Genomic DNA, 26,181 nt, shown 5'->3' on the forward strand with positions numbered 1-26,181 from the left:
CCCACGAAAGGTTCGGAGGACGTCAAAGTGAACGACGATCCCCACGGCGGATGGCCAGGTCAGGACCCTGACCCCGCACGTCGTCCGCAACGCCCGGCCGGACCACCCCGCCGTCCCGCCGGGGGCCCGCCCCCGGGATACGGGCAGCGAACGGGCCCCGGCCAGCAGGGCCAGGGGCAGGCGCCGTGGCAGCGACAGGGTCCACCGCCGCAGCCCCAGCAACCGCCGCGACGTTCGCAGCGGCCGCCCGTCGCGCCGCAGCACGAGCCGGACCTCATCACGCATCACGAGCACAACGGCACCGAGCACCGCTACGACGCGGATCGCGGCTACGAAGAGCCTTACGAAGACGACCAGTACGAGCAGGAGGTCGGCGAGGACGGGAAACCGATCCTCAGCCCGGCACAGCGCAAGAAGCGCCGGTGGAGACGGATCCGGCGAGTGCTGCTCGCGCTGTTCTGCCTCTTCTTCGTCGTCCCGGCGATCGCGTTCGTGATCACCTACTTCATCGTCGACGTCCCGTCGCCGCAGACCATCGCGGCCAAGCAGGGCCAGGCGGTGACCTATTTCTACGCCGACAACACCGAGATGGGCAAGGACGTACCCAAGGGTGGCAACCGGCAGATCCTGACGCCGGAGCAGATCCCGGACATCGTCAAGAAGGCCGTCATCGCCACCGAGGACGCCTCCTTCGAGACGAACTCCGGCTTCGACGTCGGCGGCATCCTGCGCGCGGTCTACAACCAGGTGACCGCGGGCAAGGGCGGTGGTTCGACCATCTCCCAGCAGTACATCAAGGTCGCCAGCGGGGACGACGAATCGTCGCTCACCCGTAAATGGACCGAACTCGCCAAGTCCTTCAAGATGAACCAGACGTACGACAAGAAGGACATCATCGCGGCGTACCTGAACATCATCTACTTCGGCCGTGGCGCGTACGGGATCGAATCGGCCGCGCAGGCGTTCTTCGGCAAGCCCGCGGGCGAACTGAACGCGTCCGAGGCGGCACTGTTCGCGGGTCTCATCCAGCAGCCGGGCCGCTCGGAGAACGAGAAGGTCGCGAACGAACGCTGGAACGTGGCGCTGAACCGCATGGTGCAGAACAACGTCCTGTCCGCCGCGGACCGCGCGAACCTGCAGTTCCCGACGCCGATCCCGCAGACCGACAAGCAGCAGGCCGGGGTGGTGAACCCGTTCATCCGCGACAAGGTCAAGGAAGAACTGGCCGCGCACGGTATCACCGACGACGTCTACTACACGGGCGGCTACAAGGTCTACACGACCATCGACCCGAAGGCGCAGGCCGCGGCCGAGCAGGCGGTCGCCGACGGGATGAAGGGCCAGACCGACGAGAACCTGCTCAACGCGCTCGTCGCGGTCGACCCCAAAACCGGTGGGGTGAAGGCGTATTACGGCGGCCCGTCCATCGTGAAGGGACCGAACGGCCAGGATCTCAAGGGCCGTGACTGGGCGAACACGCCGCAGAACCCCGGATCGTCGATGAAACCGTTCGACCTCACCGCGTACCTGAAGTCGGGCAAGGGCGGCATCAACTCGACGTTCGACGGGTCCAACAACCGGCAGTTCGGGAAGCAGACGATCCGGAACGCCGGACCCGGCAGCTCGTGCTCGGCGCAGTGCACGGTGTCCGAGGCGATGCAGCGTTCGGCGAACACGGTGTTCTACGACATGGTCGCCAACGTCACCAAGACCGGGCCGGTGGCCGAAGCGGCCAAGGAGGCCGGGGTCAAGCCCTCGCCCGAAGGCACCGCCGAACTGTTCACCGGCGACAACAACATCGCCCTCGGCGGTGGCAAGACGGTCGTCAGCCCGGAGGACATGGCCGCCGCGTACGCGACCTTCGCGGCCGATGGCCAGCGGCGGACCAAGCACTTCGTCGCCAAGGTGACCAACTCGCAGGACGAGGCCGCGTACTCCGCTCCGGAAGAGGCGAACCCCGCGTTCTCCGACGACGCCGACAAGAGCAAGCAGATCGCCGGCAACGTCACCGAGTCGCTCAAGGGTGTCATCCCGTTCTCGAAGCTCAAGTGCCCCAACGGTCACGAGTGCGCCGGCAAGACGGGAACCCAGCAGCACACCTACCGGTCGGGCGAACCCGCGTCGGCGAAGGACTCCAACTCGCAGACCTGGATGGTCGGCTACACGCCGTCGATCTCCGTCTCGGTGTGGGTCGGCGGTGACGGCGACAAGGCGCTGAAGGGCAGGAACGGCAAGGCGATCTTCGGTTCGACGATCGCCGGGCCGATCTGGCAGAAGTTCCTCTCCCAGTACCTGAACGGGAAGCCGGGGGAGCGCTTCGACAAGGTCAAGATCATCGGCGGGGGCGACAACACCAACACCGTCCCGTCGACGCAGACCCCGCCCGACGACAACGAGGGCACCGGCGAGACCGGGACGCCGTCGACCGGACCGTCGACCGGACCGTCGTCCTCACGGAACGAGGAGGACCCGCCGTCCAGCTCGCGGAATCCTCCTTCGTCCAGTGAGAACAACGGCGAAGGCAACGGCAACGGCAACGGCCGCGGTGGCGGCCGGGGCGACAACGGCTAGCTAGAGGGTGACGACGCGCCGCTCGGCACCGGAAAGGTGAGCGGCTTCGATGACCCGGAGCGCCTCGACGGCTGAGGCGGGATCGACCGGGAACTCGCCTTCGCCGAGCAGCGCGTCGCGCACCCGTGCGTAGAAGTCCTCGTAGCGGCCGACCTCGGTGGGGACGGTTTCGACATCGTCGTTCACGCCGAGCAGGCCGGCGTCCGACGCCGGTTCCACGGCCCAGCCGGGGTCGCCGGGCCGGAGCCCGTCCTTGATCTGCGGCTCTTGGACGTCGAGGCCGTACTTCGTGAACGTCGCCTTGTCGCCGAGCACGCGGAAGCGCGGGTTCCGGGTCCCCGCCAGCGCGGACGCCCACAGGTGCGAGCGCACGCCGTTGGCATGGTGGAGGGCGACGAAGACGTCGTCGTCGACCGACACCCCGGCACGGCGCTTGTCGACCTCCGCGTAGACCTCGTCGACCGGGCCGAACAGCTGCAGCGCCTGGTCGACGATGTGCGCGCCGAGGTCGTAGAGCAGCCCACCCGCCTCGGCGGGGTCGCCGAGTTCGCGCCAGTTGTCCCGCGGCTTCGGCACCCAGCGGTCGTAGCGCGACTCGAAGCGGAAGACGTCGCCGAGACGGCCCGCGTCCACGAGCTTCCGCACGGTCAGGAAGTCCGAGTCGAACCTGCGGTTCTGGAACACCGTCAGTCCGACGCCCTTGGCCTTCGCGGCCTCGACGACCTTCGCCGCTTCGGCCGCCGTCGGCGCGAAGGGCTTGTCGACTACGACGGGCAGACCCGCCTCGATCGCCCGAAGCGCGAGCGGGACGTGCGTGCGGTTCGGCGTGCTGACCACGACCAGATCCAGGTCGTCCGCCTTCGCGAACAACGCGTCCGCGTCCGGCAGCACTTCGGCGGCCGGATGGTCGGCGCCCGCCTGCCCGGCCCGATCCGGGTTCGAGGTGACGATGGCGGCCGGGGTCAGCCCCGGCGTCGCGCTGATCAGCGGGGCGTGGAAGACGCGCCCGCCGATGCCGTATCCGAAGATCCCCACTCGCAAATCAGCCATGCCCCCTATTAAACAACAGTGTTGCGTAATCAGCCAGTCGTGGCAGGATGCGCGCTATGCCGGAGACCGGGGTCAATCTGCGCGGCCTGCGCCAGCACAACCGAACGCTGCTGCTCACGCACATCCTGCGCGCGGGCGGCCTCAGCCGCGTCGAACTCGCCGAACGCACCCGGCTCACGCAACAGGCCGTCTCGAAGATCGTCCCCGAACTGCTCGAAGCCGGCCTGCTGGACGAGGAACGCCAGCCCGCGTCCGGCGTCGGCAAGCCGCGCACGCTGCTGCGCGTGCGCGCGGACGCCCGGTACGCACTCGGCGCACAGCTCGACCGGGACTCCTTCCGGGTGCTCAGGACCGACCTGACCGGGATGGTCATCGCGTCGCGTGGCGGCCCGCTGTCCCCGGGATTCACCCCTGACCAGGCCGTTTCCGCCGTCGCCGAAGCGACCGAAGCGCTACTCGACGGTGTCGAGCGCCAACGCGTACTCGGCCTCGGCGTCGGCGCCGTCGGACCGCTCGACCACCGCGAGGGGCTCGTCCGTGACGCCACGAACATGCCGGGTTGGCACCACGTCCCCCTGCGCGACCTGCTCGCGGAACGCACCGGGCTACCCGTGCGGCTCGACAAGAACACCAACGCCGCCGCCTTCGCCCAGCACTGGACCGAAGGCGGCCAGGTCGCGACCGCCGTCGTGCTCGTCGGCACCGGGATCGGCGTCGGCCTGCTGATCGACGGCAGGCTGTACCGCGGGCCGCGTACCAACGCGGGCGAATTCGGGCACACGACGCTCGCCTTCGACGGGCCGCGCTGCGCGTGCGGGCGCCGCGGCTGCGTCGAAGTGCTGCACAACGCGGCGGCGACCACGGAGGAGGCGGCCGGCCTGCTGGGGATCGGGCTCGCCGACCTCGTCCAGGTGCTCGACCTCGAACGTGTCGTGCTGGCCGGGCGTTCGGTCCGCGCCGAGCCGGAGATCTACCGCGAAACGGTCGCCGCACGGCTGCGGGAACTGCTGCCTTTGCCGCACTGGCAACGGATCCAGGTCGATCTCGACGAGATGGGCGATGACGTCGTCGCGTTCGGCGCGGCGGCCGAGGTACTGGCCGGGTTCTACGACAGCGGCGATATCACCGGGTGGTCACCCGGGTAGGCGCTAACATCCGCCAAGTGTCCGACCAGACGACCCAGCCCGAGGCCCCGCTCTCCCTCACCCCCGGCGAACGGGTCATCCCGAGCTGGAACGAACCACTCGTTGCCGCCGCCACCCGGCCGATCGGCGGCCCGCTCGGCGAGCACGCGGCCGTGGGGCGGCACTGGTTCTGGTCGCCGCAGCGCGTCGGACTGCTGCTGGCCTGCCTCGCGCTGCTGCTCTCGTGGTTCGGCAAGGCGTCCTGCATCCAGGAGTACACCGACGACTCCGGGACGCACCAGCTCGATTGGCGGGCGGGCCGCCCGTTCGTCGCGATGTGCTACTCGGACATCATCCCGCTCTACAGTTCCGAGCGGCTGAACGATCCGGACACCTTCCCGTACGTGACTTCGTGGACCGAAGACGCGGGAACGGCGAAGGAGACCACGCGGTACATGGAGTACCCGGTCGCGACAGGGCTGTTCCAGTGGATCAACGCGAAGCTCACCGAGGCGTGGCTTTCGGTCGCGAAAGCCGGCTGGCTGCCCAGCGCGCTCCCGGTCGCCGTCTACTTCAACATTTCGGCGCTCTGGCTCGCGCTGGCCTGGCTCGTCACCGTATGGGCGACCGGCCGATCGCTGAAACGCCGTCCGTGGGATGTCGCGCTGGTGGCGATCTCGCCGCTGGTGCTGGTGCACACCTTCACCAACTTCGACGCCATCGCGACCGCGTTCACCGCGACCGCGCTGCTCGCCTGGTCCCGGCGGCGGCCCGAGGTCGCGGGATTCCTGCTCGGCCTCGGCGCGGCGGCGAAGCTGTATCCGCTACTCCTGCTCATCCCCCTGCTCTTCCTGTGCCTGCGCGCGGGAAAGGTCAAGCAGTGGGCGCTCACCGCCGGGCTCGCCGCGGCGACGTTCGTGGTCGTCAACGTCCCGTTCGCGCTCACCGCGCCGACCGGCTGGTGGGAGTTCTTCCGGCTCAACACGGTGCGCCCGATGGACCCGGACTCGCTCTACAACGTGATCTCCCACCTGTCCGGCTGGGCCGGTTTCGACGGGAAACTCACCGCGGGCGAAACACCGGTCGTGCTCAACTTCATCGTCGCGGTGCTGTTCCTCGCCGCTTGTGCCGGCATCGGGTACGTCGCGCTGAAGGCGCCGCGCCGTCCGCGGCTCGGCCAGCTGGCCTTCCTCGTGGTGGCCGCGTTCCTGCTGACCAACAAGGTATGGAGCCCGCAGTACTCGCTGTGGCTGGTGCCGCTGGCGGTACTCGCGATCCCGCGCTGGCGGCTGCTGCTCGGCTGGATGCTCATCGACGCGCTGGTCTGGGCGCCGCGGATGATGTACTACCTCGGCGTCGACAACAAAGGCCTGCCCGATGACTGGTTCCTCGGCACCGTCGTCGTCCGCGACCTCGCGGTACTCGGCCTGTGCGCGCTGGTGATCCGCGACATCTACCAGCCGCGCACAGACCCCGTCCGCCTCGCCGGGGACGACGATCCCGTCGGCGGCTTCCTCGACGGCGCACCGGACGCTAAGCGCGCTTCAGCACCTCGGGCCCAGGACGTTCCAGCTTGAGGTGCCTGCCGAAGTCCTCGGCGCCGAAGTCGTCGATCTGGACGACGACCTCGTCGGGCGAGGTCTCGACCAGGCGGCAGGCGAACCAGCTGTCGCCGTGCTTGACCGACCAGCGCTCGGCGAGGACGGCCAGGCCTTCGGCCTCCAGCAACGCGACGGAGTCGTCGAACGCCGCGGGCCCGCCGAGCGGGTAACCGAAAACGGTCAACGCCTGCCAACGAGTCTCTGCCTGCCGACGAGTTTCAGGCGAGGGGACGACGTAACCGACGTGCTCGCCGTCCTCCGCCCGGTACACGGTTCGATTCTTCATGCGGATCAGGTTCGACCCTCCCGTGGCGTGAGGGTCAAGCCGATTCAGCGGACGGTGTAGCCGCCCGTGCTCGTCCGGAAGAACGGTACCGGCCCGGTGCACGGCAGGACGTCGTGCTCGATTCCGCCGTAAGCCCAGCTCCAGCCGATCCGATCGTGGCCGCGCGGCTCATCCCGCACCGAGAAGCCGACTCGGCGGCCGACAACGTTCACCGGGAGGCCGGGGATGTCGGCCCGTTCGATCACGCCGGTCACGATGGCGAGGTCGCCGGCGCTGGAGACGCAGTCGACCCTGCCGTCGAAGTCGGCGACGAGTTTTCCGTCCTTGGTCAAGTGGTTCACGTGGAACCGGCCCGAGGACTTGCCGGGTTCGCCGAAGGCGGCGAAATCGAAGCGGACCGGGTCATTGTCGTAGCCCGGGAACGTCAGCGGTCCGCCCGCCGATCCCAAGACGACCGAACCCCGCTCCGGCGCCGCGCTCGCCTGCGTCGCGCCCAGCGTCGTCGCCGCGACGGCGAGTACGGCGGCGGCGGTGATCTTCGACTTGATGTTCATGACTTCCCTCCAGTGCCAGGACCGTCCTGGTGGGAATGAGCCTTCCGTCCCGGGCCCGCCCTGCCCTCCCGCTGAAGAGGGAACGAACTCCCGCTTGAGTGGTCCGCGCGCACGGCCTTCCTGCCCCGTCTGACGCAAGTAGTCCTCTAGTTGCGATTTGAGCGCAACTAGAGGACTACTTGCGGCGGGGTCAGGCGGAGGCGACGCGTTCGCGGACGTAGGCGATGTCGGCGGCCTGGCCGTCGGCCGGGGTTTCGACGATCACGGGAGCGCCCGCCTCGGCGGCGACCGCGGCGAGCACCTCGGGGTCGATCGTGCCGTCGCCGCCGACGACGTTGGCGTGCCGGTCCCTGGTGGAGCCGAACTCGTCGCGCGAGTTGTTGAGGTGCACCAGGTCGATCCGGCCGGTGATGGCCTTGACCTTCTTGACCGCCTCGGTCAGCTCCCAGCCCGCCGCGTACGCGTGGCAGGTGTCGAAACAGAAGCCCGCGCCGAATTCGCCGACCTTGTCCCAGAGCCGGGCAATCGTGTCGAGGTCACGGGTCATCGCGTTGTCGCCGCCCGCGGTGTTCTCGATCAGGATCGGCACCGCGAAACCGCCCTTCTCCTGTTCACGCTCGAAAAGCTTGCGCCAGTTGACAAGACCTTCTTCGACGTCTTCCGAAGAACCGACATGGCCGCCGTGCACGACCAGTCCCTTCGCGCCGATCTCCGCCGCGCCGTTCGCGTGCTGCGTGACGTTCTTCCGCGAGGGGATGCGGATGCGGTTGTTCATCGACGCGACGTTGATCAGATACGGCGAGTGGACGAACACCTCGACGGGCGATTCTTTGATCGCTTCGCCGTGCGGGTGGGGTTTGGGAGCCTTCCAGCCCTGCGGGTCGGAAAGGAAGAACTGGAGGACCTCGGCGTCTCGTTCGGCGACCGCGGATAGGGGGTCGTCGTCACGGACATGGGCACCGATTTTCATATTGGAAGAATCTACGCGGAGCGAAGCTCTTCCGTTGAGGGCGGTGGCGAGGCGGAAGGCGGAGATCACCCTCACCGGTTTCCCCGTCGCGGACCGGATGGTCACGCTCGTGGGGTAGCGTGAGCGCGTTCCGTTAAAACCGCGTTGGGTCTGAGGGGCGGAGGACGAGCTCGATGGGGAAGACTGCCGGGCGGATCACGGCTTTGGGTTTCGCACTTTCGGTTTCGGCCGGACTCGCGTTCCCGACGATCGCGATGGCCGCAGAACCGAATCCGACCCTTTCCGGCGACTGCGCCGCGACACTGCAGAACGGGAAGTCCGCCAACGGCCTCGTTCTCGACGCGGGCGCTCCGCTCAATTCGCCTGAGGCGCTGACCGTCGGGCTGGACTCGAAGGCCAAGACCGCCGCGGGCCGGAACCCGCTGCTCTCGCTGCCGGTCGGCGACCTGGTCAAGGCGACCGGCCTCACCGACAACGCCGTCGGCGACCTCGCCGCGAAGGGCGTCTGCCCGGTCGCGCAGGGAACCGTGAACGCGGTCGGCAACCTGACGCAGGGCGTCATCGAAGAGGTCCCGGGTGGCCCCGAGATCCCGCCTGGTCCGGGTCCGGGTCCCGGCCCTGGTCCAGGCCCCGGCCCGATCCCGCCGGACCCCGGCCCGAACCCGCCGCAGCCCGAACCGCCGAAGCCGGGACAGCCCGGCGGACCGAGCAGCGAACTCCCGGTCGAAACCGGCCCTGGCTCCTCCACCGGCATTGGCATCGGCGGCGACTCGATCGCCGGCGTCATCAGCAACGCGGCGCTGCTTCCCGGCAACTTCGTCCAGGCACCGGTGATCACCGAGATCGTCCCCGGCGAGGTACCGCCGCCCACCGTCGACGACAAGGACACCGGCAACGCGCAGGCCATCCAGGCGCCGGTCGCCCCGGCCAAGCTGCCGCTGCTGCTCGCGGTGCTGGCGCTGGCCGTCGTCGCCGCGGCGCTGGTCCGCGCCTGGCTGCGGGGCAAGCCCGCCTGATTTCACCGTCAGTGACGCCCGCTCCACTCGAATGCCTGGCCTCTTCGGGTGAGCGGGCGTTACTCGTCTCCCTCAGCGTCGTTATGCAGGTAGGTGAACCCGACGACGGAGGAGTCGAAGGCATGCGCGAACGGACACGGAGGGCGACCGCCCTGGGTGCCTCGGCCTTCATTCTCGCGGGCTCGGCCGCCCTCGCCATACCTGGCACGGCCGCCGCCGCCGAGACGAAGACCGCCGCCTGCGGCGGATCGGTGATCGCGAAACCCGGCGACAGGATCCTCGGGAAGACGCCGTTGCTCGGCATCCCGCTGGACCTCGGCCACGCCGGACCGGTCTCCGGAGTGCTCACGGGCACGATCAACGCGCTGCTCGGCACGGTCTGCAAGGTGACGGTGACCGTGGTGAACGCCGTGATCGCGCCGGTCCCGGTCGTCGGCGAACCCGCCGCGGAAGCGTTGAACGGCGCCGTCACCGGCACCACCCAGGCACTGACCGGCGGCGGCAAGCCCGCCCCCGGCACCCAGCCCCAGCCCGGGAAACCCGCCCCCGGTACGCCCGGTAGCGGCGGTCCGCAGACAGGCGGACCCGGCGCCCCGGCGCAGGGCGGCAACCCGGCGACCGGCCCGGGCATCCCGGCGGCGAACAGCCCGCTGCTGCCCGGCACCTTCACGCCGAACTTCGGCGGCCTGCCGTGGGGCGTCAGCACGGGCTACGCCCCGATGCGCGACTACAGCTCCATCCCGATGGCGATGGCCGGTCTCTTCAGCCCGTCGCCCGGACTGCGTTACGGCGGTCAGATCCCGGGTTACGCGCCGCAGTTCGGCATCACGACCGAAAACCAGACCGGTGATCCGGATGTCCAGAATGCGGGACAAGCCGAGGCGCTACCCAGCGCGAGCGACGGATTCACTCAGGACGGGAAACTTCCGCTACTGATCGCCGTTTTGTTACTTTCCGGGGTCAGCGCGGGCCTGGTCCGCACCTGGGTCCTCCGCCGAATGGCCGCTTCAAGTTAGTCCTGCCTCCATCCATGCCCCCGCCACCACCCGCAACGGAGAGCTACGCTCCCGGCTCTCCAGTATCTTTCTGGTCACCCCCTCGTTATCCCCGTTGGTAGTGCTTTTCTCTCGGGGTGAAAACCTGACGCACTGCCTCACGCCCCCACCGACCCGGAGGATCGCGCTCGTGCGGAAGACCACCATCTGGCAGACCACCCGCAACGCGCTCACCGTCACCGCACTCGCGGCTTTGGTCACCGGTGGCGCGTTCCTGACCTCGGGCACCGCCTCGGCGGCGACCACGCTGGCGAACGCGTGCAGCGGCACCGTGAACGGCGGGATGGGCGACACCGTCGCCATCACCGGCGGCTCGGTCAAGGAACTGGTGCGGGCGGGCGCGCGGGAAGCGGGCACGCTGGCCCTCTGGGACGTCGCCGCGGACGACATCGCCAAGGTCAACAGGATCGACATCGGCGCGGTCCCGAACGCCGCGGGCGGCTCGGTCGACGGCAAGGCCATCGGCGCGGCCGTCAAGCAGGCGGTCAAGGAGACCAAGTCCTGGGGCCTCGGTCTCGACCCGAACAAGACGCTGAACTCCATCGAGCACAAGGTCGCCGGCAGCTGCGGCCTGACCACGGTCGCCACGAACTACGTCGCCCCCGCGCTGCCTGCCCCCGGCACCACCGCCTCGCAGCAGGGCGGCACCGGCGGTGGCACCAACGGCACCCCAGCGGGGCCGAATCTGCTGCCCGGCGGCAACGGCAACGGAACCGGCCACGCCCCGCCGCGCGACTACGGCAACCTGCCGGTCGCGCAGCCGGGTGTCGCGGTGGCGCCGGGCGTGCGCTACCCGGCCAACAGCCCGCTCCCCGGCGAGGGTGGCCCGCAGTTCGGCCTCCCCGGTGCGCCAGAACAGAACGGCGACGTCCGCAACGCGGGCAACGCCGAGGCGCTCGCGACCGACGGCATGCCCGGCGGCGACGTCCAGCTGCCGATGCTGCTCGCGGTGCTCGTGCTCGCCGGGGTGACCGCCGCGCTGGTCCGCACCTGGGTCCTGCGCCGCGTCTCCTGACCTGAGGCGAAGCCGCCGGAAGCCGCCAGGTACGCTTACCTGGACAAACCCTCCTGCCACGGACAGTCCGTGGCCGCGAGCCCATAGGAGGTGAGTGGTTGTGTCACGCCATTACGAGGTAATGGTCATCCTGGACCCCACGCTCGACGAGCGTACGGTCGCCCCGACCCTGGACAACTTCCTCAACGTGATCCGCACTTCCGGCGGAAGCGTGGAGAAGGTCGACGTCTGGGGCCGCCGCCGTCTGTCGTACGAGATCAGGAAGCACGCCGAGGGCATCTACGCGCTCCTCGACCTGAACTCGACGTCGGAAGCGGTCAAGGAGCTGGACCGTCAGCTCTCCCTCCAGGAGACCGTGCTCCGCACCAAGGTCATGCGCCGCGAGATCAAGCCGGCCAAGCCCGTCGCCGCCAAGGCCTGAGCCGAAGGACTTCCCGATGGCTGGAGACACCGTCATCACGGTGATCGGCAACCTCACGTCCGACCCGGAGCTTCGCTTCACCCCTTCCGGTGCGGCGGTCGCGAACTTCACCGTCGCGTCCACCCCGCGCACGCTGGACAAGCAGTCCGGTGAGTGGAAGGACGGCGAGGCCCTGTTCCTGCGCTGCAACATCTGGCGTCAGGCGGCCGAGAACGTCGCCGAGTCGCTGACGCGCGGTGCGCGAGTCGTCGTGCAGGGGCGCCTCAAGCAGCGGTCTTTCGAGACCAAGGAAGGCGAGAAGCGCACTGTCGTCGAGCTTGAGGTCGAGGAGATCGGCCCGTCGCTGCGCTACGCCACCGCCAAGGTGAACAAGGTCAGCCGTGGCGGCGGCGGAGGCGGCGGCTTCGGTGGAGGCGGCGGCGGTGGCGGTAGCCAGTCCGGCCCGCCCGCCGACGACCCGTGGGGTTCCGCCCCGCCCGCCAGTGGTGGCGGCAGCGGTGGCTTCTCCGACGAGCCGCCCTTCTGATCGACAGTCGCATCAGGTGCGTCCACCGCGGGCGAAAGCTCCGCGAGACGCCTCGAGACAACCACTACGTAGGAATCCAGGAGTAAAACCGTGGCCAAGCCACCCATCCGCAAGCCCAAGAAGAAGGTCTGCGTTTTCTGCAAGGCCGAGAAAAAGGGCCGCCCGGAGAACATCGACTACAAGGACACCAACCTGCTGCGGAAGTACATCTCCGACCGCGGCAAGATCCGTGCCCGCCGGGTGACCGGCAACTGCAGCCAGCACCAGCGTGACATCGCCATCGCGGTCAAGAACTCCCGCGAAATGGCGCTGCTGCCCTACACCTCGACCGCGCGCTAAGGAGGCACGTCATGGCGAAGATCATTCTCACCACCGACGTCTCCAACCTCGGTGGACCCGGCGACATCGTCGAGGTCAAGGACGGCTACGCGCGCAACTACCTGCTCCCCCGCGGCTACGCGATCGTGGCCTCCAAGGGTGCGGAGAAGAACGTGCGCACGATCAAGCGGGCGCAGGAGAGCCGTCGCATCCGCGACCTCGACCACGCCAAGGAGATCAAGGCGACCCTGGAGGGCCTCGGTGCCGTCCAGCTGACCGGCAAGGCGGCCGAGGGCTCGAAGAAGCTCTTCGGTTCGATCACCACCGCCGAGATCGTGGACGCGATCAAGGCCGCCGGTGGCCCGCTGCTCGACAAGCGCGTCATCGAGCTGAAGGACCACATCAAGACCGTGGGCAAGCACTCGGTCGGCGCCCGCCTGCACCCCGACGTCCGCGTCGACGTGCGGCTCGAGGTCAAGGCCAAGTAACACCGCTTCGGCAACGGGCGGGACGTCTCCATCGCGGAGAGGTCCCGCCTTTTGCTTTCCGCGGAACCCCACCCGGAAGGCCCGCGTCTTAGGCTTGACGGGGGATCGGGGCATTATCGAGACTCGACGTCGAGGCACGGGGACTCAAAAGGGGATCTGGGAGCTATGGCTTACGACAGCAACGCCGAGCAGAACCGGCAGGAGAAGGTCACGGTGTCCGCGCCGGCCAACCCGGACAAGCAGGCGTCGAGGTCGGGCGGGGGTGGCGGCGGGTTCACCTTCGACAAGGACAAGATCGACGGCATCATCAAGAAGTGGACCGACCTGCAGGTCGAGCTCAAGAAGGACTTCGCCGACGCGAACCTGATGGCGAACGTCAAGGCACCCGGCAAGGAGTTCGCGAGCGGCGACTGGGAGAAGCTGGCCAACCCCTCGGGCAAGGCGTTCCTGGAGCAGAACCAGAAGATGCAGGACTACGTCAAGAACTACATCGACCAGCTGACCGCGGCGAAGCAGAAGATCGCCACGAACGAGGCCGAAACGCAGGCTTCGCTCAACAAGCACAAGGCCGTGTGATGCGACGTTCCCTCGTACTCGTTTTCGCCGCCGCCGCGCTGGTCGCGGGCTGTTCGGGCACCAAGAGCGGCACGGCGTCCTCGGAACCGTCCTACACGACCGGGGCCGGTTCCCCGAGCGCGTCGAGCGGCTCGTCCGGCTCCGCGCCCAAGGTGCCGAGCCCGTTGAAGACCTCGGCGCTCGAGAGCGACGCGTGCTCCGCGCTCTCAGCGGCGAAGCGATCAGATCTCGGCCTCGGCGAAGGCGAACCGCGGACCACGAGCGTCGGACCCGGCTGCTCGATCTTCGCCGCGGACGACCGGCTGAACCAGATCGAGATCAGCCCGGTGCTCGCGAACAAGAACGGCCTCAGCGATGTCTACGACACGAAGGCCAACGACGACTACTTCGAGCCGACCGAGGTCGCCGGGTATCCGGCGGTCTACGCCGCGGCGCTCGACGGCCGCAAGAGCGGCAAATGTGGCCTCTTCGTCGGCGTGACCGACCAGCTGGCCGTGAACATCCTGGTGCAGTACGACAACGGGCCCGGCGCGAGCGATCCGTGCCCCGTCGCGCGCAAAGTGGGGGAAGCGATGATCGAGACGTTGAAGGAGGGCTGACGGGTGTTCCTGCTGCCGATCATCGCCGGGTACTCGGCCTACAACCTGGCGACCACGAAATCCGGCGACTTCGAAGCGTCGGGCGGCGATCGCAAGATCGACTGCTACAACATCTGGGAGAAGATCGTCACCGGTCCGGGTACCGGGTCGATCTCCGAGGGGCAGGCCGCGGCGACCCGGCTCAAGGCCGGTTACCAGGACAGGCTGACCACCATCGACGACCTGTCGAAGGAGATGGACGCCGCCTGGACCGGTAAGGGCGCCGAAGCCGCGCAGGAGTCCGGCGCGCATCCGCTGCGGACGTGGATGGAGGACTCCGGCAAGAAGCTGACGGACTCCGACAAGTACCTCGGCGAGCAGAACACCGCGTTCACCACGGTGAAGGCGAAGGTGCAGCCGGTCCCGAAGGACCCGCCGAAGAACAACCTGCTCAACTCCATCACCCCGTGGACGACCGACACCGACCGCGCGATCCGGGACTACAACCAAAAGGGTCAAGCGAACGTCGACGCGTTCAACGAGTACTTCAAGGCCAGTTCCGAGAACGGCAAGAAGCTGCCCACCTACAACAAGATGGAGGGGCAGAACACGAACGTCGACGTCAACGGTGGCGGCGGCAAAGACAAGGACGGCAACGGGAACGACACCGGCCAAGGCGACCGGAACGGGAACAACGGCATGCCGCCCGGCGGCATCTCGACGCCGCCCGGTTCGATGCCGCCCGGTGGGATGCCACCCGGCGGGATGCCGAGCGTCCCCGGTTCGAACATGCCCGGCATCGGTGCGCCCGGTTCGAATCTGCCCGGATCGAACCTTCCTGGCTCGAACCTGCCGGGCAGCAACATCCCGGGGTCGAACCTGCCCGGATCGAACCTGCCTGGCGGGCAGTACGACCCGAACATCCCCGGTAGTGACTTCAAGCCGCCGTCCTGGAACGACGGGACGAACGCGTCCGGCTTCACCCCGCCGAAGATCCCCGGCGCCGGAGGCTTCGGCCCGGGTGGTGGCGGAGGCGGTGGCTTCGGTGGCACCGACATCCCCGGCGCGGGCGGTTTCGGCCCGGACGGCGGTTTCGGTCCCGGTGGCTTCGGTCCCGGTGGCTTCGGTCCAGGCGGACCGGGCAGCGCGAGTGGCGCGGCCACCCCCGGTGGCGCGGCCGGGATGGGCGGCGGCATGGGCTCCGGCGGGGCCGGCGCGGGCGGTGCCGGGGCGGGTCGCGGCGCCGGCGGAATGATGGGCGGCATGGGCGGCATGGGTCCCGGTGGCGCCAAGGGGAAGGGCGGCGAGGACGAGGAGCGCAGCGCCAAGTACCTCGTCGGCGACGACCCCAACGACATCTTCGGGACCGACGAACTCACCGCACCGCCGGTGATCGGCGAGTAGTCGGCACGAGCGAGCCGGGCGCGTGCCAAGATTGGGGCCGCGCCCGGCTTGTCTTGTTCCGGGCTGGACGAACAAGAACGACTAGGGGGCAGTTCCGGTGCTGGACAAGCAGGTCACGATCACGACCGGCACCCTCATCACGCTGATCCGCCGCCGGGGCGGCGAGCCGCACACGATCCTGTCGGAGACACCGACCTGGTACGACGAGAACGCGCAGCGATCCGAGGACGAGCGGACCAACGAGGAGCTGGCGCGCCAGGGCCTCTTCGGCTCACGGGGCCTGCACCCCGGGTTCAAGGCGACACTCGAAGCGATCGCCAGGCCGACCCTGGAGTACTACGGCTGGGTCGACGGCGGGTTCGAGGGCAAGGCGGTGAGCTTCACCCTGCTCGCGGGCAGCGCCGGTGGGGAGGGTTTCGTCCTCGCCCGGCACAGCGAGCACGACGGCGTCGCGCTCGCCTCGGTGCGGCCCGAGGAACTGCTGACCGAGTTCCTCGACCAGATCCCGAAGCTCGCGCCGGGACGCGGCCGCCCGGTCGCCGTCCCGAAGAGCCAGGTCGAAGTCTCGCGCTCGTCGTCGACGGCGCAGGACGAGGGCTTCGAGGTGCTTCGCAGCGGACGGCAGAGCGCCGGCAGCCAGGAGGCCGACGAGCTTCGCCGCATCCTCGCGCTACGCCGGATGGGCAGCGGCAGCCTGTACGTCGCCGCCCGCGGCCGGAGCGGCGCGCGGCAGCGGATCGAACGCCCGGTGAACTACATCGATACGTCCGAGGGCCGGTGGCTGACCGAAGAGATACCAGGGAGTGGCGAGCCGAGGATCGCCTTCACACCCGCCGACCAGCAGGTTCTCGGAGAACGACTACGGAGCGCACAGGGCAGGTTGTTCGCGTCCTGAATTCCACGCCGTTCAGCCCAGCGGGGCACCCCTCCACCCTCCGTGGCATTCATCCACAGGGCACTCCTGTGCGCCGCCGTGCGACACGCCGAACGACGTGTATCGCCCGACACGCCGCACAGATTCGAAGAAAGTTCTCCACAGTGTGTGCACAGCCCCTGAACAGCGCTTTTGTCAGATCATCCCGTCGTTGCCCACAAGTTGTACACAGGCTTTGAGTCACCTGTGAAGGGATGCCCGCAGTCATCCCCAGGTTGTCCACAGGGCGGTCCCCAGGTGAAATTGCGCTGGTCCTTTCGGGGGGCCTACCGTGCCCGATTGGCCGGTACGCACAGTGGCTTTCTTCCGGCCGAAGGAAGCATCCGAAAGCCGAGGGAGGGCGGCCGGTGAGCACAGGCGGACCGACCGGGGAAAATCTGGCATAATCGAACGCGTGTTCGATGCTTGAGGAGGTGGCAGCAGCGGTGGCGCTGACCGACGACCGCAATCCGATGTACGCGGAGTCCGACCCGGGTCCCGGCGACCCCGGTCGGCGTGGTGGTGAATACGACCGCCAGCCGCCGCAGGACATCGCGGCCGAGCAGTCCGTGCTCGGCGGCATGCTGCTGTCGAAGGACGCCGTCGCCGACGTCATCGAAGCCCTCGGCCCCGACGACTTCTACCGGCCCGCGCACCAGGCGATCTACGACGTCGTCCTCGACCTCTACGGGCGCGGCGAGCCCGCCGACCCGATCACCGTCTCCGCCGAACTGGAACGCCGCGGCGAACTCGGCCGCGTCGGCGGCGCCCCGTACCTGCACACCCTGATCGCGACGGTGCCGACGGCGGCGAACGCCGGATACTACGCGGAGATCGTCTCCGAGAAGGCGGTGCTGCGGCGCCTGGTCGAGGCGGGCACGCGGATCGTGCAGTACGGCTACGGCGCGGCCGCGGCCGACGGCGCGAACATCGACGAGGTCGTCGACCGCGCACAGGCCGCGATCTACGACGTCACCGAGCGGCGCACCAGTGAGGACTATGTCGCGCTGGAAGAACTGCTCCAGCCGACCATGGACGAGATCGACGCGATCGCGTCGCGCGGCGGGCAGTCACAGGGCATCCCGACCGGGTTCGCCGACTTCGACGATTTGACGAACGGCCTGCATCCCGGGCAGATGATCATCGTCGCCGCCCGTCCCGGCGTCGGAAAGGCACTCGCGCTGGACACTCCGCTAGCCACTCCCGACGGCTGGACGACCATGGGCGAAGTCCAGCCCGGCGACCGGCTGATCGGGGCGAACGGCCGTCCGACCACCGTGGTCGCCGCGACCGAGGTCATGGACGACCGTCCTTGTTACGAGGTCGAGTTCTCGGACGGCACGGTGATCCTCGCGGACGCGGAACACCAATGGCTGACCGAAACGAGGGCGTCCCGCCGTTCGACCGCCGGCCCGGCGGTGCGGACGACGGAAGAGTTGGCGGCTTCCGTGCGCTGTGAGACCGCGGATCGGCGTGCCAACCACTCGATCAAGACCGCGGCTCCGCTGCGACTGCCCGAGCGTGATCTCCCGCTTCACCCCTACGCGCTCGGAGCCTGGCTGGGTGACGGGGACTCGGCCAGTGCGCGCTTCACCACGGCAGACCCGGAAATCATCTGCTACCTGGAGGCGGAAGCCAGCCTTCTGGTGGAACGCCGCGGTGAGCTGTCGTACACCTTGCGACTGGTCCCCCCCGACCCACTGGAATACCGGCCTTGCGAGGTGTGCGGAGAGCCGTTCGTTCCCCAAACCTCCCAGGTACGGACGTGTGGCCGTTCGTGCGGTGGCAAGGTGCGGTTCCACAGTTCTCCGGTGCCCGCACCGACCTGCCCCGACTGCGGGCGCCCGTCCTCGGGCATGCGTCTTTGCCAGTCCTGCCGCACCGAGCACGGCAGTGTGCAGGCGATCCTTCGCACGATGGGCGTACTCGGCGACAAGCACATTCCCGTGGACTACCTGCGGGCGTCCGTCGAACAACGTCGCGCGCTGCTGGCCGGGCTGTTCGACACCGACGGCACCGTCACCCATTCCGGAGCGGTCCAGTTCGCGGTGACGAACAGGGTGCTCGCCGAACAGACCCGGGAACTGGCCGTCAGCCTCGGCTACCGCTGCTCGTTCACGACCAAGAAGGTCAAGGGGCGCAACGAGGAGACCTCGACCGAGTACATCCTCGGGTTCACCACCCAAGACCGAGTGTTCTGGCTACAGCGCAAGCATCTGCTGCAGAAGGAACGGCTCACCGGTGTCCACGTCCGCCCCCACCTCCGTTACGTCGTGGATGTCCGCCCCGTGGCGTCCGTTCCGGTCCGATGCGTGGAAGTCGACGCGCCCGACCATCTGTATCTGGCCGGGCGATCGATGGTCCCGACCCACAACTCGACGCTGGGACTGGATTTCGCCCGTTCCGCGTCCATCAAACACGGCCTGACCAGCGTCATCTTCTCCCTGGAAATGAGCAGGACCGAGATCGTCATGCGCATGCTCTCGGCCGAAGCCCGGATCCGGCTGGCGGACATGCGCGGTGGCAAGATGTCCGACGACGACTGGACACGGCTCGCGCGCCGGATGAGCGAGGTCTCCGAGGCGCCGCTGTTCGTCGACGACTCGCCGAACATGACGATGATGGAGATCCGCGCGAAGGCCCGGCGGCTCAAGCAGCGCAACGACCTCAAACTGGTCGTCCTCGACTATCTCCAGCTGATGACCTCGGGTAAGCGTGTCGAGTCGCGGCAGCAGGAGGTCTCGGAGTTCTCGCGGCAGATGAAGCTGCTGGCGAAGGAGATCGAGGTCCCGGTGATCGCGATCAGCCAGCTGAACCGTGGTCCCGAGCAGCGGACCGACAAACGCCCGATGCTGTCCGACCTCCGTGAGTCCGGTTCGCTGGAGCAGGACGCCGACCTCGTCATCCTGGTCAACCGCCCCGACGCCTGGGAGCGGGACGACCCGCGCGCCGGTGAAGCGGACCTGATCATCGCGAAGCACCGTGCCGGGCCGACGGCGACGATCACCGTCGCGCACCAGCTGCACTACAGCCGGTTCGTCGACCTCTCGCACGACTAGAGCGTGTCTCCCGAACTGAGGTTGGCAGGTTGGGTGAGGACACGCGCGCGCGTTTCTTGTCGGCCGGAGGCCTCGGTTTCGCGGAGGTGGGCCGCTGATCTGGCTGAGTGGGTGACCAGCGGATGCCGCGGCCCGGCTGCGGAAATCCGAAAGCGCGCTTTGAGAGACACCGACTAGGCCGGGCCCCGGCGTCGGCAGGAAGTGGTTCGCGCTGGTCGGCGCGCGGGCCGTCGAGGGAAACGCGCAGCAGCCCCGGGCGGCACTCGTCGATGACCTGGATGGCGTTGCCCAGCGATGCCGCGCTGCACGCAACCCCGCCGGTCAGGGGATCAGCACGAGCTTGCCGGGGGCGTGTCCGGCGATGCCGACCTCGTGGGCTTTCGCGGCCTCGGCGAGCGGGAAGGTGCTGTCGACGATGACACGCAGCGAGCCTGACCCGGCGCGCTCGACGAGGTCACCGCGGGCGGCGTCGCGGAGTTCGGCGCCCGCGTCCTCGCCCGGCCCGTAGCCGAGCAATTTGATGCCGGCCCCGGCGCGCCGAGGCCCTCCGGTGATCGAAGAGATCCGCGTGGGGTCGGCCACCAGCTCCAGCGAGACGTCGAGCGCCTCGTCGGTACCGGCGAAGTCGACAGCGGCGGTGACGCCCTGCGGCGCGGCGGCGCGAACCCGGTCGGCGAGCCCGGGGCCGTAGACGACGGGGATGGCGCCGAGCTCACGCAGCAGGGCGTGGTTGCGCTCGGCGGCGGTGGCGATCACCGTCGCGCCCTGAGCGGCGGCCAGCTGCACGGCCATCAAGCCGACCCCGCCCGACCCGCCGTGGACGAGCACCGTGTCGCCTTCACCCACGCCGGCGGCGTGCAGCGCGTGGACAGCGGTGGTGCCGGTCAGGATCAGCGACCCGGCCTCGGCCCAATCGAGCCCGGCGGGCTTGCTGATGATCGAGGTGGCCGGGACCGTGACGTAGTCGGCGTAGGCGGCCGTCACGGGGTAGACGACGACCTCGTCCCCGACCCGCACATCGGTCACCTCCGCACCGACCTCGGTGACGACGCCCGCGCACTCGAGACCGATGGAGGGCATCGAAGCGGCGATCCCGGCGGCGTCTCTGTGGTCATCGTCCACGTCGTGGAAAGCCCCGCTGTAGAGCTTCCAGTCGATCGGGTTGACCCCCGCGGCCCGGACCTCGACGACCACGCCGTCGGCGGCCGCTTCCGGGGTGGGCAGCTCGGTCACGGTGAGGACGTCGGGCGTGCCGTAGGCGGTCGGGCGCACGATTCTGGGCATGACTGGTCTCCTGTGCTTCTCGGGGTGGTGATCGGCATATCCGCTGCCGAGGGCTTCCGAAGACCAGTATCGATCCACCGGGACATGATTTCCAGTGCAATATCTATAAGGAGTAATTGCGTTCAACGCAATTCCCGAATCGGTGTCAGCGCCATGGCCGTCCCGTGTCAGCGCGGCACGCGAACGTGGTCACCATGACCAAGTCACTGAGGGGTACCAGGATCTTCTGGCGAGCAGGGGTAATGGCTCTGGCGGCCACGCTGCTGGCAGGCGTCGCCGTGCCGACGGCGTCCGCCGCCGGACGGGATCGGCCGGAGCTACGGCAGGCCGTCCAAAGTTTCGTCGACGCCGGGTTCGCCGGGATGCAGCTGCGCGTCCGCGACGAGCGTGGCGAGTGGACCGGCAGCGCCGGGGTGCGCGAGCTGGGCGGGACCGCGAAGCCGCCGACCGATGGCCACTTCCGCGTCGGCAGCACCACGAAGAACTTCACCGCGACGCTGATGCTGCAACTGGTGGCCGAGGGCAGGATCGGGCTCGACACCCCGATCGCGGGCTTCCTGCCCCGGTTCGGCTTCGACCGGCGGATCACCGTGCGGATGCTGTTGCAGCACACCAGCGGGCTGTTCAACTACACCGGCGAGTACTTCCCGGACGGGACGATCGTGCCGGGAATTCCGTGGTCGGGCCCGGAATGGGTGGCCAAGCGCTTCCACACCTACCAGCCGGAGGAGCTGGTCCGGCTGTCGCTGTCCAAGCCGCCCCGGTTCGAGCCGGGGGCGGGCTGGAGCTACGCCAACACCAACTACGTGGTGCTCAGGCTGCTGGTCGAGAAGCTCAGCGGCCGCCCCTTCGCGGACGAATTGGACCGTCGGGTCCTGAGGCCGCTGAAGCTGCGGGACACGCTGTCGCCGGGAGCCTGGTCCGGGATGCCCAAGCCGTACGCCCACGCCTACTACCCCTACGAGGACGCCGGTCAGTGGAAGACGATCGACGTCACCCACCAGAACCCGTCCTGGGCCTCCAGCGCCGGGGACATGATCTCGACGACCAAGGATCTCCAGACGTACTTCTCGGCACTGCAGAGCGGCAAGCTCCTCCCCGCCTGGCTGTTGACCGAGATGCGCAAAACGCACCCGCAGAGCGAAAGCCTCTACGGCTTCTACGGCCTCGGGCAGTTTTCGCAGGACTTGGGCCCGGGCTGCGCCGTCACCGTCCTCAACCACAACGGCAGCAACAACGGCTACGCGGCGCTGATGTACAGCACGCCGGACGGCAGCAAGACGATGACCGCTTCGATCACCGCCGGGGCCGCCGCGGACGCGGCGCAGGGGTTCCCGGCAGAACTGAACAAGCTGGTCAGGACGGTGTTCTGCGGTAAGTGAAAGGACGAGCGACAGGCGGACCTGGCCGAAATCGTGCAGAAGCCGACCACGATGCCATGGGGAACCGGCCTCGCTGTTTCGCGACCCCGACGGCAACCTGGTGAACTACTTCACGCCGAGTGCCCCGTAGTTCCGGACGAAGGCGGTCAGCAGCCGGGCGAACTCGCGGCGGTCTTCGTCCGGCCAGTCCGCCATCGCCTCGGCGAACACCGAGCGGCGGAACTCGTGCATGCGCGCCACCTCGGCGTGTCCGCTGCCAGTGAGCACGAGGACGGCACGGCGGCCGTCACGCTGATCGGCTTCACGCCGGAGGAAGCCACCCTCGACGGCCCGCGCGACCAGACGGCTCGCGCGCGGCTGGTCGATGGTCAACGCCGCCGCGAGGCTGGTGACCGTACCCGGCTCGCCGTTCTCTTCGGCCGCCTCGGCGGCGTCGAGCAGTCCTTGAACGGCCTGGTCCGGCATCGATTCGGCACGGTCGCGGGCGAGTTTCGACAGCGAACGCCTCGCCTGACTCCGCCGGATGGCGATCATCGCGCGTTCCACGTCGGCCACGGCGTCCGTCATTGCTCATCCCACCAAGTGCATGCACTTCTACATGTAGTTGCCATCGACATGAGGAAGTATCCATGAAACCCATCGGATTCCGGAACGCATGGCGCGGCGAACCTCGCCCGGGAATAACCCGGAGCACCACGGCGTCGTCTATCCTGGTAGTTGAAAGTTCAAATACCTGGAGCTGACATGACCCCGGTGCTTTACCTCAGCCACGGCGCACCGCCGCTCGCCGACGACGCCACCTGGACCCGGCAGCTCGCCGGATGGTCGGCGGACCTCGACAAGCCGAAGGCGATCCTCGTCGTCTCCGCGCACTGGGAAGAGGCGCCGCTGACCCTCGGCGCCACCACCACGGTTCCGCTGGTCTACGACTTCTGGGGTTTCCCTGATCGCTTCTACCAGGTGAAATACGCCGCGCCCGGCGCTCCCGAGCTGGCGGAAAAGCTGCGGAAACTCCTGCGCTCGACGCGGACACCCGTCCACGACGCACCCGACCGCGGCCTCGACCACGGCGCGTACGTCCCGCTCGTGGAGATGTACCCGGACGCCGACATCCCGGTGCTCCAGGTCTCCATGCCGTCGCTGGACCCGCAGGAGCTGTTCGACCTCGGCCGGAAACTCGCGCCGCTGCGCGACGAAGGCGTACTGATCATCGGCAGCGGCTTCTTCACCCACAACCTGAGCGCACTGGGCCATGCCGACGGCGCACCCCCGGCGTGGTCGAGCGAATTCGACCACTGGGGTGCGGAAACCCTGCGCGAGGGCGACCTCGACGCGTTGCTGGACTTCCAGCACAAGGCACCCGCCGCCGCCATCGCGCACCCCAGGATCGAGCACTTCGCGCCGCTGTTCGTCTCGCTCGGCGCGAGTTCGTCCGAGGGGAAAGGCGAGACCGTCATCGACGGCTACTGGCACGGCCTCGCCAAACGCTCCCTCCAGTTCGGCTAGCGGGACCGGAGCACCCCGGCGCCCGCCACCAGCCCGAGCGCCAGCAGCGTGACCAGCCCGAAGGACACCGTCAGCGAAGTCAGGTCGGCTATCCCGCCGATCAGCGACGGCGCGACGAGCCCCGAGGAGTAGGTGATGGTCGCGACGCCCGCGATCGACTGGCTCGGCGTCGGCCCCCCGCGCCCGGCCGCCGCGAAGGCGAGCGGAACGACGACGGAGACACCGAGCCCGATCAACGCGAACCCCGCCAACGCCATCACCGGATGCGCGGCCAGCACGACCAGCAGACCGCCCGCTGTCGCGAGGACACCGCCCGTGCGAACGGTGTTGACCGAGCCGAAGCGCCTCACCAGCGCGTCACCGGAGAGGCGGGCGACCGCCATCGTGCAGGTGAACGCGGTGGTCGACGCCGCCGCGATACCGGGCGACGTGCCGAGGACGTCACGCAGGTAGACGGCGGACCAGTCCAGGCTCGCCCCTTCGGCGAAGACGGCGCAGAACGCGACGGCACCGATGATCACGGCCGACTTCGGCGGCAGCGCGAACCTCGGCGGCGGGTGCTCGTCGGGCGCGCTGCGGACGTCGAGGACGCCTTGGCAGATGAGCGCTCCGGCGACGGTGAGCACGACGGACGCGATCGCCAGATGCACCCGGGCGTCCAGTGCGGCGTGCGCGGCGAGCGCTCCGGCGGCGGATCCCACGAGCGCGCCCGTGGTCCACATGCCGTGCAGCCCCGACATGACCGACTTGCCCATCTTCTCCTCGATGTCGACACCGAGGGCGTTTATCAGCACGTCCGAGGTACCGGCGGCGGTACCGAAGACGAACAGGGCGAGACAAAGGGTGAAGAGGTTTCCCGCCAGCGAAGGCAGGATCAGCGCCAGCGTCCAGTACGCGAGCAGGACCCGCAGCCCCTGCCGGCCGCCGAGGCGATGCCCGATGCGCGCCGCGAGCGGCATGGTGAGCGAGGCGCCGATGGCGGGGAAGGCGAGCGCGAGGCCGAGCTGGCCGGCGCTGATCCCCGCGTGTTCCTGGATCCACGGGATCCGGGTGGCGAAACTGCCGGTCACCGCGCCGTGCACGGCGAAGACGGCGGCGATGGCGATCCGCGCCTGCCGCACCCGCCGCGTCGGCCCGGCGACGGTTTCTATTGCACTTTTCACTGGGGCCCCCAAGGTCCACAAGACGACTCGACGGGGCTAGCGTAAACTATCAGGAAGGGAACCTGATAATTAATTCTGGGAGGATCTGCCGGTGAGTGTCATCCGGATACCGTCCGCCTCCCCGAGCACGGCGCGGGCCATCAACGACCGTCTCGCCCTCGACCTGCTCCAGCGCGAGGGTTCGCTGACGGCCACCCAGCTCAAGACGTTGACCGGGCTCTCCCGCCCGACCGTCGCCGATCTCGTCGAACGCCTACAGGACGCCGGGCTGATCTCCATCGTCGGCGAAGCGGGCGCAGAACGCCGCGGGCCGAACGCGAAGTTGTACGGCATCGTCGCCGAACGCGCGTACCTCGCCGGCCTCGACGTCCGCTCGCACGGCATGGCCGTTTCGGTCGCCGACCTGCTGGGGCGGACCCACGCGGAGGCCTCGCTGCCGTTCGACCTCGACGTCGACACCGACGTGGCCGTCGAACGCGCGATCGCCCTGCTGGCGGCGACCACCGCCAAGGCGGGCGCGACCACACTGCACACGATCGCCGTCGGCGCGCCCGGTCTGGTCGACCCGGCGACCGGCGGGTTGCGGCCTGCCGGGGGATTGCCCGCGTGGCACGGAAAACTCGTCGTCGAACTCCGGCGGCGGCTGGGCATCCCGGTGCTGCTGGAAAACGAGGTCAACCTCGCGGCCGCGGCCGAACAGCGGCTCGGCGCCGCCCGCGACCGGGACACGTTCGTCCTGCTGTGGCTCGGTTTCGGTGTCGGCGCGGCCATCGTCCTCGACGGTTCGCTGCGGCGGGGCGCGTCGGGCGGCGCGGGTGAGATCGGGTTCCTGCCGACGCTGGGACCCGGCAGGCTGCCGACGTCGACCGACTGCGACGGCGGGTTCCATACTTTGGCGGGCAGCGCCGCGATCTGCGAATTGGCTCGCGAACATGGCATCGCGGCTCCACCCGCCGACGACGCCGACGCGGCCGAGGTGGCCGTGAGACACGCGATCGAAACCGGCTCGGAGAAGTTCCTGGAGATCGTCGCGGAGCGGATCGCGATCGGCGCCGCCGCGGTCACGGCCGTGCTGGACCCGGGCTGCGTCGTACTCGGCGGCGAAATCGGCCGCGCGGGCGGCGAGGCGCTGGCGGCCAGGGTGAGCCGTCGGCTCGCGGAGATCTCGCCGCTGCGGACCGAGGTGCGGGCGGGGACCGTCGGCGGGGGCGCGGTGCTGGAGGGCGCGGTGCTGACCGCGATGGGCGCGGCTCAGGACGCGCTGTTCACCCCGGGTTCCGACTAGCTGAAGGGGACTTTCCCCGCGTCTCACGAGGCGAAG

The 26,181-nt window shown here is 68.9% G+C and carries 25 protein-coding genes and 1 pseudogene; 19 read left to right on the forward strand and 7 right to left on the reverse strand.

All coding sequences use genetic code 11. The annotated features are described in order from the left end of the window. Window positions 1–27 precede the first annotated feature (27 nt). Window positions 28–2,571, forward strand: a complete 2,544-nt coding sequence (locus tag ACM6LR_RS07705; protein WP_414943456.1) for a transglycosylase domain-containing protein — start codon at window positions 28–30, stop codon at window positions 2,569–2,571. Here ACM6LR_RS07705 and ACM6LR_RS07710 read toward each other — a convergent pair whose 3' ends face one another. Then, complete coding sequence (locus ACM6LR_RS07710) at window positions 2,572–3,621, reverse strand: Gfo/Idh/MocA family oxidoreductase (RefSeq protein ID WP_414936591.1); 1,050 nt, start codon at window positions 3,619–3,621, stop codon at window positions 2,572–2,574. A gap of 56 nt (window positions 3,622–3,677) precedes the next feature. On the opposite strand from ACM6LR_RS07710, the gene ACM6LR_RS07715 reads away from it, so the two are divergent. Both ACM6LR_RS07715 and ACM6LR_RS07720 read left to right on the forward strand, forming a co-directional pair. Further along, window positions 3,678–4,766, forward strand: coding sequence for an ROK family transcriptional regulator (locus ACM6LR_RS07715; RefSeq protein WP_414936590.1), 1,089 nt, complete (start codon window positions 3,678–3,680; stop codon window positions 4,764–4,766). Window positions 4,767–4,783: 17 nt separating this feature from the next. Further along, a complete protein-coding gene (locus ACM6LR_RS07720) occupies window positions 4,784–6,322 on the forward strand; it encodes a glycosyltransferase family 87 protein (RefSeq protein WP_414943457.1) in 1,539 nt (512 codons plus the stop codon). On the opposite strand, the gene ACM6LR_RS07725 is transcribed toward ACM6LR_RS07720, so the two are convergent. The 3 genes from ACM6LR_RS07725 to ACM6LR_RS07735 form a co-directional block, all read right to left on the reverse strand. Then, window positions 6,279–6,632, reverse strand: coding sequence for a hypothetical protein (locus tag ACM6LR_RS07725; protein ID WP_414936588.1), 354 nt, complete (start codon window positions 6,630–6,632; stop codon window positions 6,279–6,281). The two genes, ACM6LR_RS07720 and ACM6LR_RS07725, sit on opposite strands and share 44 nt — an antisense overlap. A gap of 44 nt (window positions 6,633–6,676) precedes the next feature. Further along, a complete protein-coding gene (locus ACM6LR_RS07730; RefSeq protein ID WP_414936587.1) occupies window positions 6,677–7,186 on the reverse strand; it encodes a hypothetical protein in 510 nt (169 codons plus the stop codon). 190 nt (window positions 7,187–7,376) lie between these two features. Beyond that, the gene (locus tag ACM6LR_RS07735) at window positions 7,377–8,156 is read right to left on the reverse strand and encodes a deoxyribonuclease IV (protein ID WP_414943458.1); all 780 of its coding nucleotides are present in this window, start codon (window positions 8,154–8,156) and stop codon (window positions 7,377–7,379) included. Between the two features lie 173 nt (window positions 8,157–8,329). Here ACM6LR_RS07735 and ACM6LR_RS07740 point away from each other — a divergent pair, with 173 nt between their 5' ends. The 12 genes from ACM6LR_RS07740 to dnaB all read left to right on the forward strand — a co-directional run bounded on the left by ACM6LR_RS07740 (window position 8,330) and on the right by dnaB (window position 19,525). Continuing rightward, complete coding sequence (locus tag ACM6LR_RS07740; RefSeq protein ID WP_414943459.1) at window positions 8,330–9,172, forward strand: hypothetical protein; 843 nt, start codon at window positions 8,330–8,332, stop codon at window positions 9,170–9,172. A gap of 122 nt (window positions 9,173–9,294) precedes the next feature. Further along, a complete protein-coding gene (locus ACM6LR_RS07745) occupies window positions 9,295–10,188 on the forward strand; it encodes a hypothetical protein (protein ID WP_414936584.1) in 894 nt (297 codons plus the stop codon). A 169-nt stretch (window positions 10,189–10,357) separates the two neighbouring features. Continuing rightward, window positions 10,358–11,242 (forward strand): hypothetical protein, encoded by an 885-nt coding sequence (locus tag ACM6LR_RS07750; protein ID WP_414936583.1) that lies wholly within the window; start codon window positions 10,358–10,360, stop codon window positions 11,240–11,242. Between the two features lie 100 nt (window positions 11,243–11,342). Further along, window positions 11,343–11,663 carry a 30S ribosomal protein S6 gene (gene rpsF, locus ACM6LR_RS07755; protein WP_414936582.1) on the forward strand — a complete coding sequence of 107 codons (321 nt, stop codon included), beginning with the start codon at window positions 11,343–11,345 and terminating at the stop codon, window positions 11,661–11,663. Window positions 11,664–11,679: 16 nt separating this feature from the next. Continuing rightward, window positions 11,680–12,189 carry a single-stranded DNA-binding protein gene (locus tag ACM6LR_RS07760; protein WP_414936581.1) on the forward strand — a complete coding sequence of 170 codons (510 nt, stop codon included), beginning with the start codon at window positions 11,680–11,682 and terminating at the stop codon, window positions 12,187–12,189. A 90-nt stretch (window positions 12,190–12,279) separates the two neighbouring features. Continuing rightward, window positions 12,280–12,528, forward strand: coding sequence for a 30S ribosomal protein S18 (rpsR, locus tag ACM6LR_RS07765; protein WP_005168122.1), 249 nt, complete (start codon window positions 12,280–12,282; stop codon window positions 12,526–12,528). 11 nt (window positions 12,529–12,539) lie between these two features. Further along, window positions 12,540–12,995 carry a 50S ribosomal protein L9 gene (gene rplI, locus ACM6LR_RS07770; RefSeq protein ID WP_414936580.1) on the forward strand — a complete coding sequence of 152 codons (456 nt, stop codon included), beginning with the start codon at window positions 12,540–12,542 and terminating at the stop codon, window positions 12,993–12,995. A 165-nt stretch (window positions 12,996–13,160) separates the two neighbouring features. After that, window positions 13,161–13,571: a hypothetical protein gene (locus ACM6LR_RS07775; protein WP_414936579.1), complete on the forward strand. Its 411-nt coding sequence runs from the start codon at window positions 13,161–13,163 to the stop codon at window positions 13,569–13,571. Next, window positions 13,571–14,170: a DUF3558 domain-containing protein gene (locus tag ACM6LR_RS07780; RefSeq protein ID WP_414943460.1), complete on the forward strand. Its 600-nt coding sequence runs from the start codon at window positions 13,571–13,573 to the stop codon at window positions 14,168–14,170. Before ACM6LR_RS07775 ends, ACM6LR_RS07780 begins: the two co-directional genes overlap by 1 nt. Before the next feature lie 3 nt (window positions 14,171–14,173). Continuing rightward, entirely contained in the window at window positions 14,174–15,553 is a 1,380-nt protein-coding gene (locus tag ACM6LR_RS07785) for a hypothetical protein (protein WP_414943461.1), read from the forward strand. A gap of 97 nt (window positions 15,554–15,650) precedes the next feature. Beyond that, window positions 15,651–16,448, forward strand: coding sequence for an ESX secretion-associated protein EspG (locus ACM6LR_RS07790; RefSeq protein ID WP_414943462.1), 798 nt, complete (start codon window positions 15,651–15,653; stop codon window positions 16,446–16,448). A gap of 464 nt (window positions 16,449–16,912) precedes the next feature. Then, window positions 16,913–19,525 carry a replicative DNA helicase gene (dnaB, locus tag ACM6LR_RS07795; RefSeq protein ID WP_414943534.1) on the forward strand — a complete coding sequence of 871 codons (2,613 nt, stop codon included), beginning with the start codon at window positions 16,913–16,915 and terminating at the stop codon, window positions 19,523–19,525. Between the two features lie 321 nt (window positions 19,526–19,846). On the opposite strand, the gene ACM6LR_RS07800 is transcribed toward dnaB, so the two are convergent. Beyond that, entirely contained in the window at window positions 19,847–20,809 is a 963-nt protein-coding gene (locus tag ACM6LR_RS07800) for an NADP-dependent oxidoreductase (protein ID WP_414936575.1), read from the reverse strand. 194 nt (window positions 20,810–21,003) lie between these two features. On the opposite strand from ACM6LR_RS07800, the gene ACM6LR_RS07805 reads away from it, so the two are divergent. Together ACM6LR_RS07805 and ACM6LR_RS07810 are read left to right on the forward strand one after the other, a co-directional pair. After that, complete coding sequence (locus ACM6LR_RS07805) at window positions 21,004–22,191, forward strand: serine hydrolase domain-containing protein (RefSeq protein WP_414936574.1); 1,188 nt, start codon at window positions 21,004–21,006, stop codon at window positions 22,189–22,191. A gap of 9 nt (window positions 22,192–22,200) precedes the next feature. Beyond that, a pseudogene (locus ACM6LR_RS07810) lies at window positions 22,201–22,321 on the forward strand (VOC family protein); the annotation flags it as partial. Here the strand turns inward: ACM6LR_RS07810 and ACM6LR_RS07815 are convergent. After that, complete coding sequence (locus ACM6LR_RS07815) at window positions 22,297–22,758, reverse strand: MarR family winged helix-turn-helix transcriptional regulator (RefSeq protein ID WP_414936573.1); 462 nt, start codon at window positions 22,756–22,758, stop codon at window positions 22,297–22,299. The pseudogene ACM6LR_RS07810 and the gene ACM6LR_RS07815 sit on opposite strands and share 25 nt — an antisense overlap. A gap of 177 nt (window positions 22,759–22,935) precedes the next feature. Here ACM6LR_RS07815 and ACM6LR_RS07820 point away from each other — a divergent pair, with 177 nt between their 5' ends. Beyond that, entirely contained in the window at window positions 22,936–23,697 is a 762-nt protein-coding gene (locus ACM6LR_RS07820; RefSeq protein ID WP_414943463.1) for a dioxygenase, read from the forward strand. Here ACM6LR_RS07820 and ACM6LR_RS07825 read toward each other — a convergent pair. Continuing rightward, window positions 23,694–24,860 (reverse strand): MFS transporter, encoded by a 1,167-nt coding sequence (locus ACM6LR_RS07825; RefSeq protein WP_414943464.1) that lies wholly within the window; start codon window positions 24,858–24,860, stop codon window positions 23,694–23,696. The two genes, ACM6LR_RS07820 and ACM6LR_RS07825, sit on opposite strands and share 4 nt — an antisense overlap. 91 nt (window positions 24,861–24,951) lie before the next feature. On the opposite strand from ACM6LR_RS07825, the gene ACM6LR_RS07830 reads away from it, so the two are divergent. After that, a complete protein-coding gene (locus tag ACM6LR_RS07830; RefSeq protein WP_414936570.1) occupies window positions 24,952–26,145 on the forward strand; it encodes an ROK family transcriptional regulator in 1,194 nt (397 codons plus the stop codon). The last annotated feature ends 36 nt before the right edge of the window (window positions 26,146–26,181 follow it).

It is taken from the genome of Amycolatopsis sp. cmx-11-32 (assembly GCF_047608695.1).
Lineage (GTDB): Bacteria > Actinomycetota > Actinomycetes > Mycobacteriales > Pseudonocardiaceae > Amycolatopsis.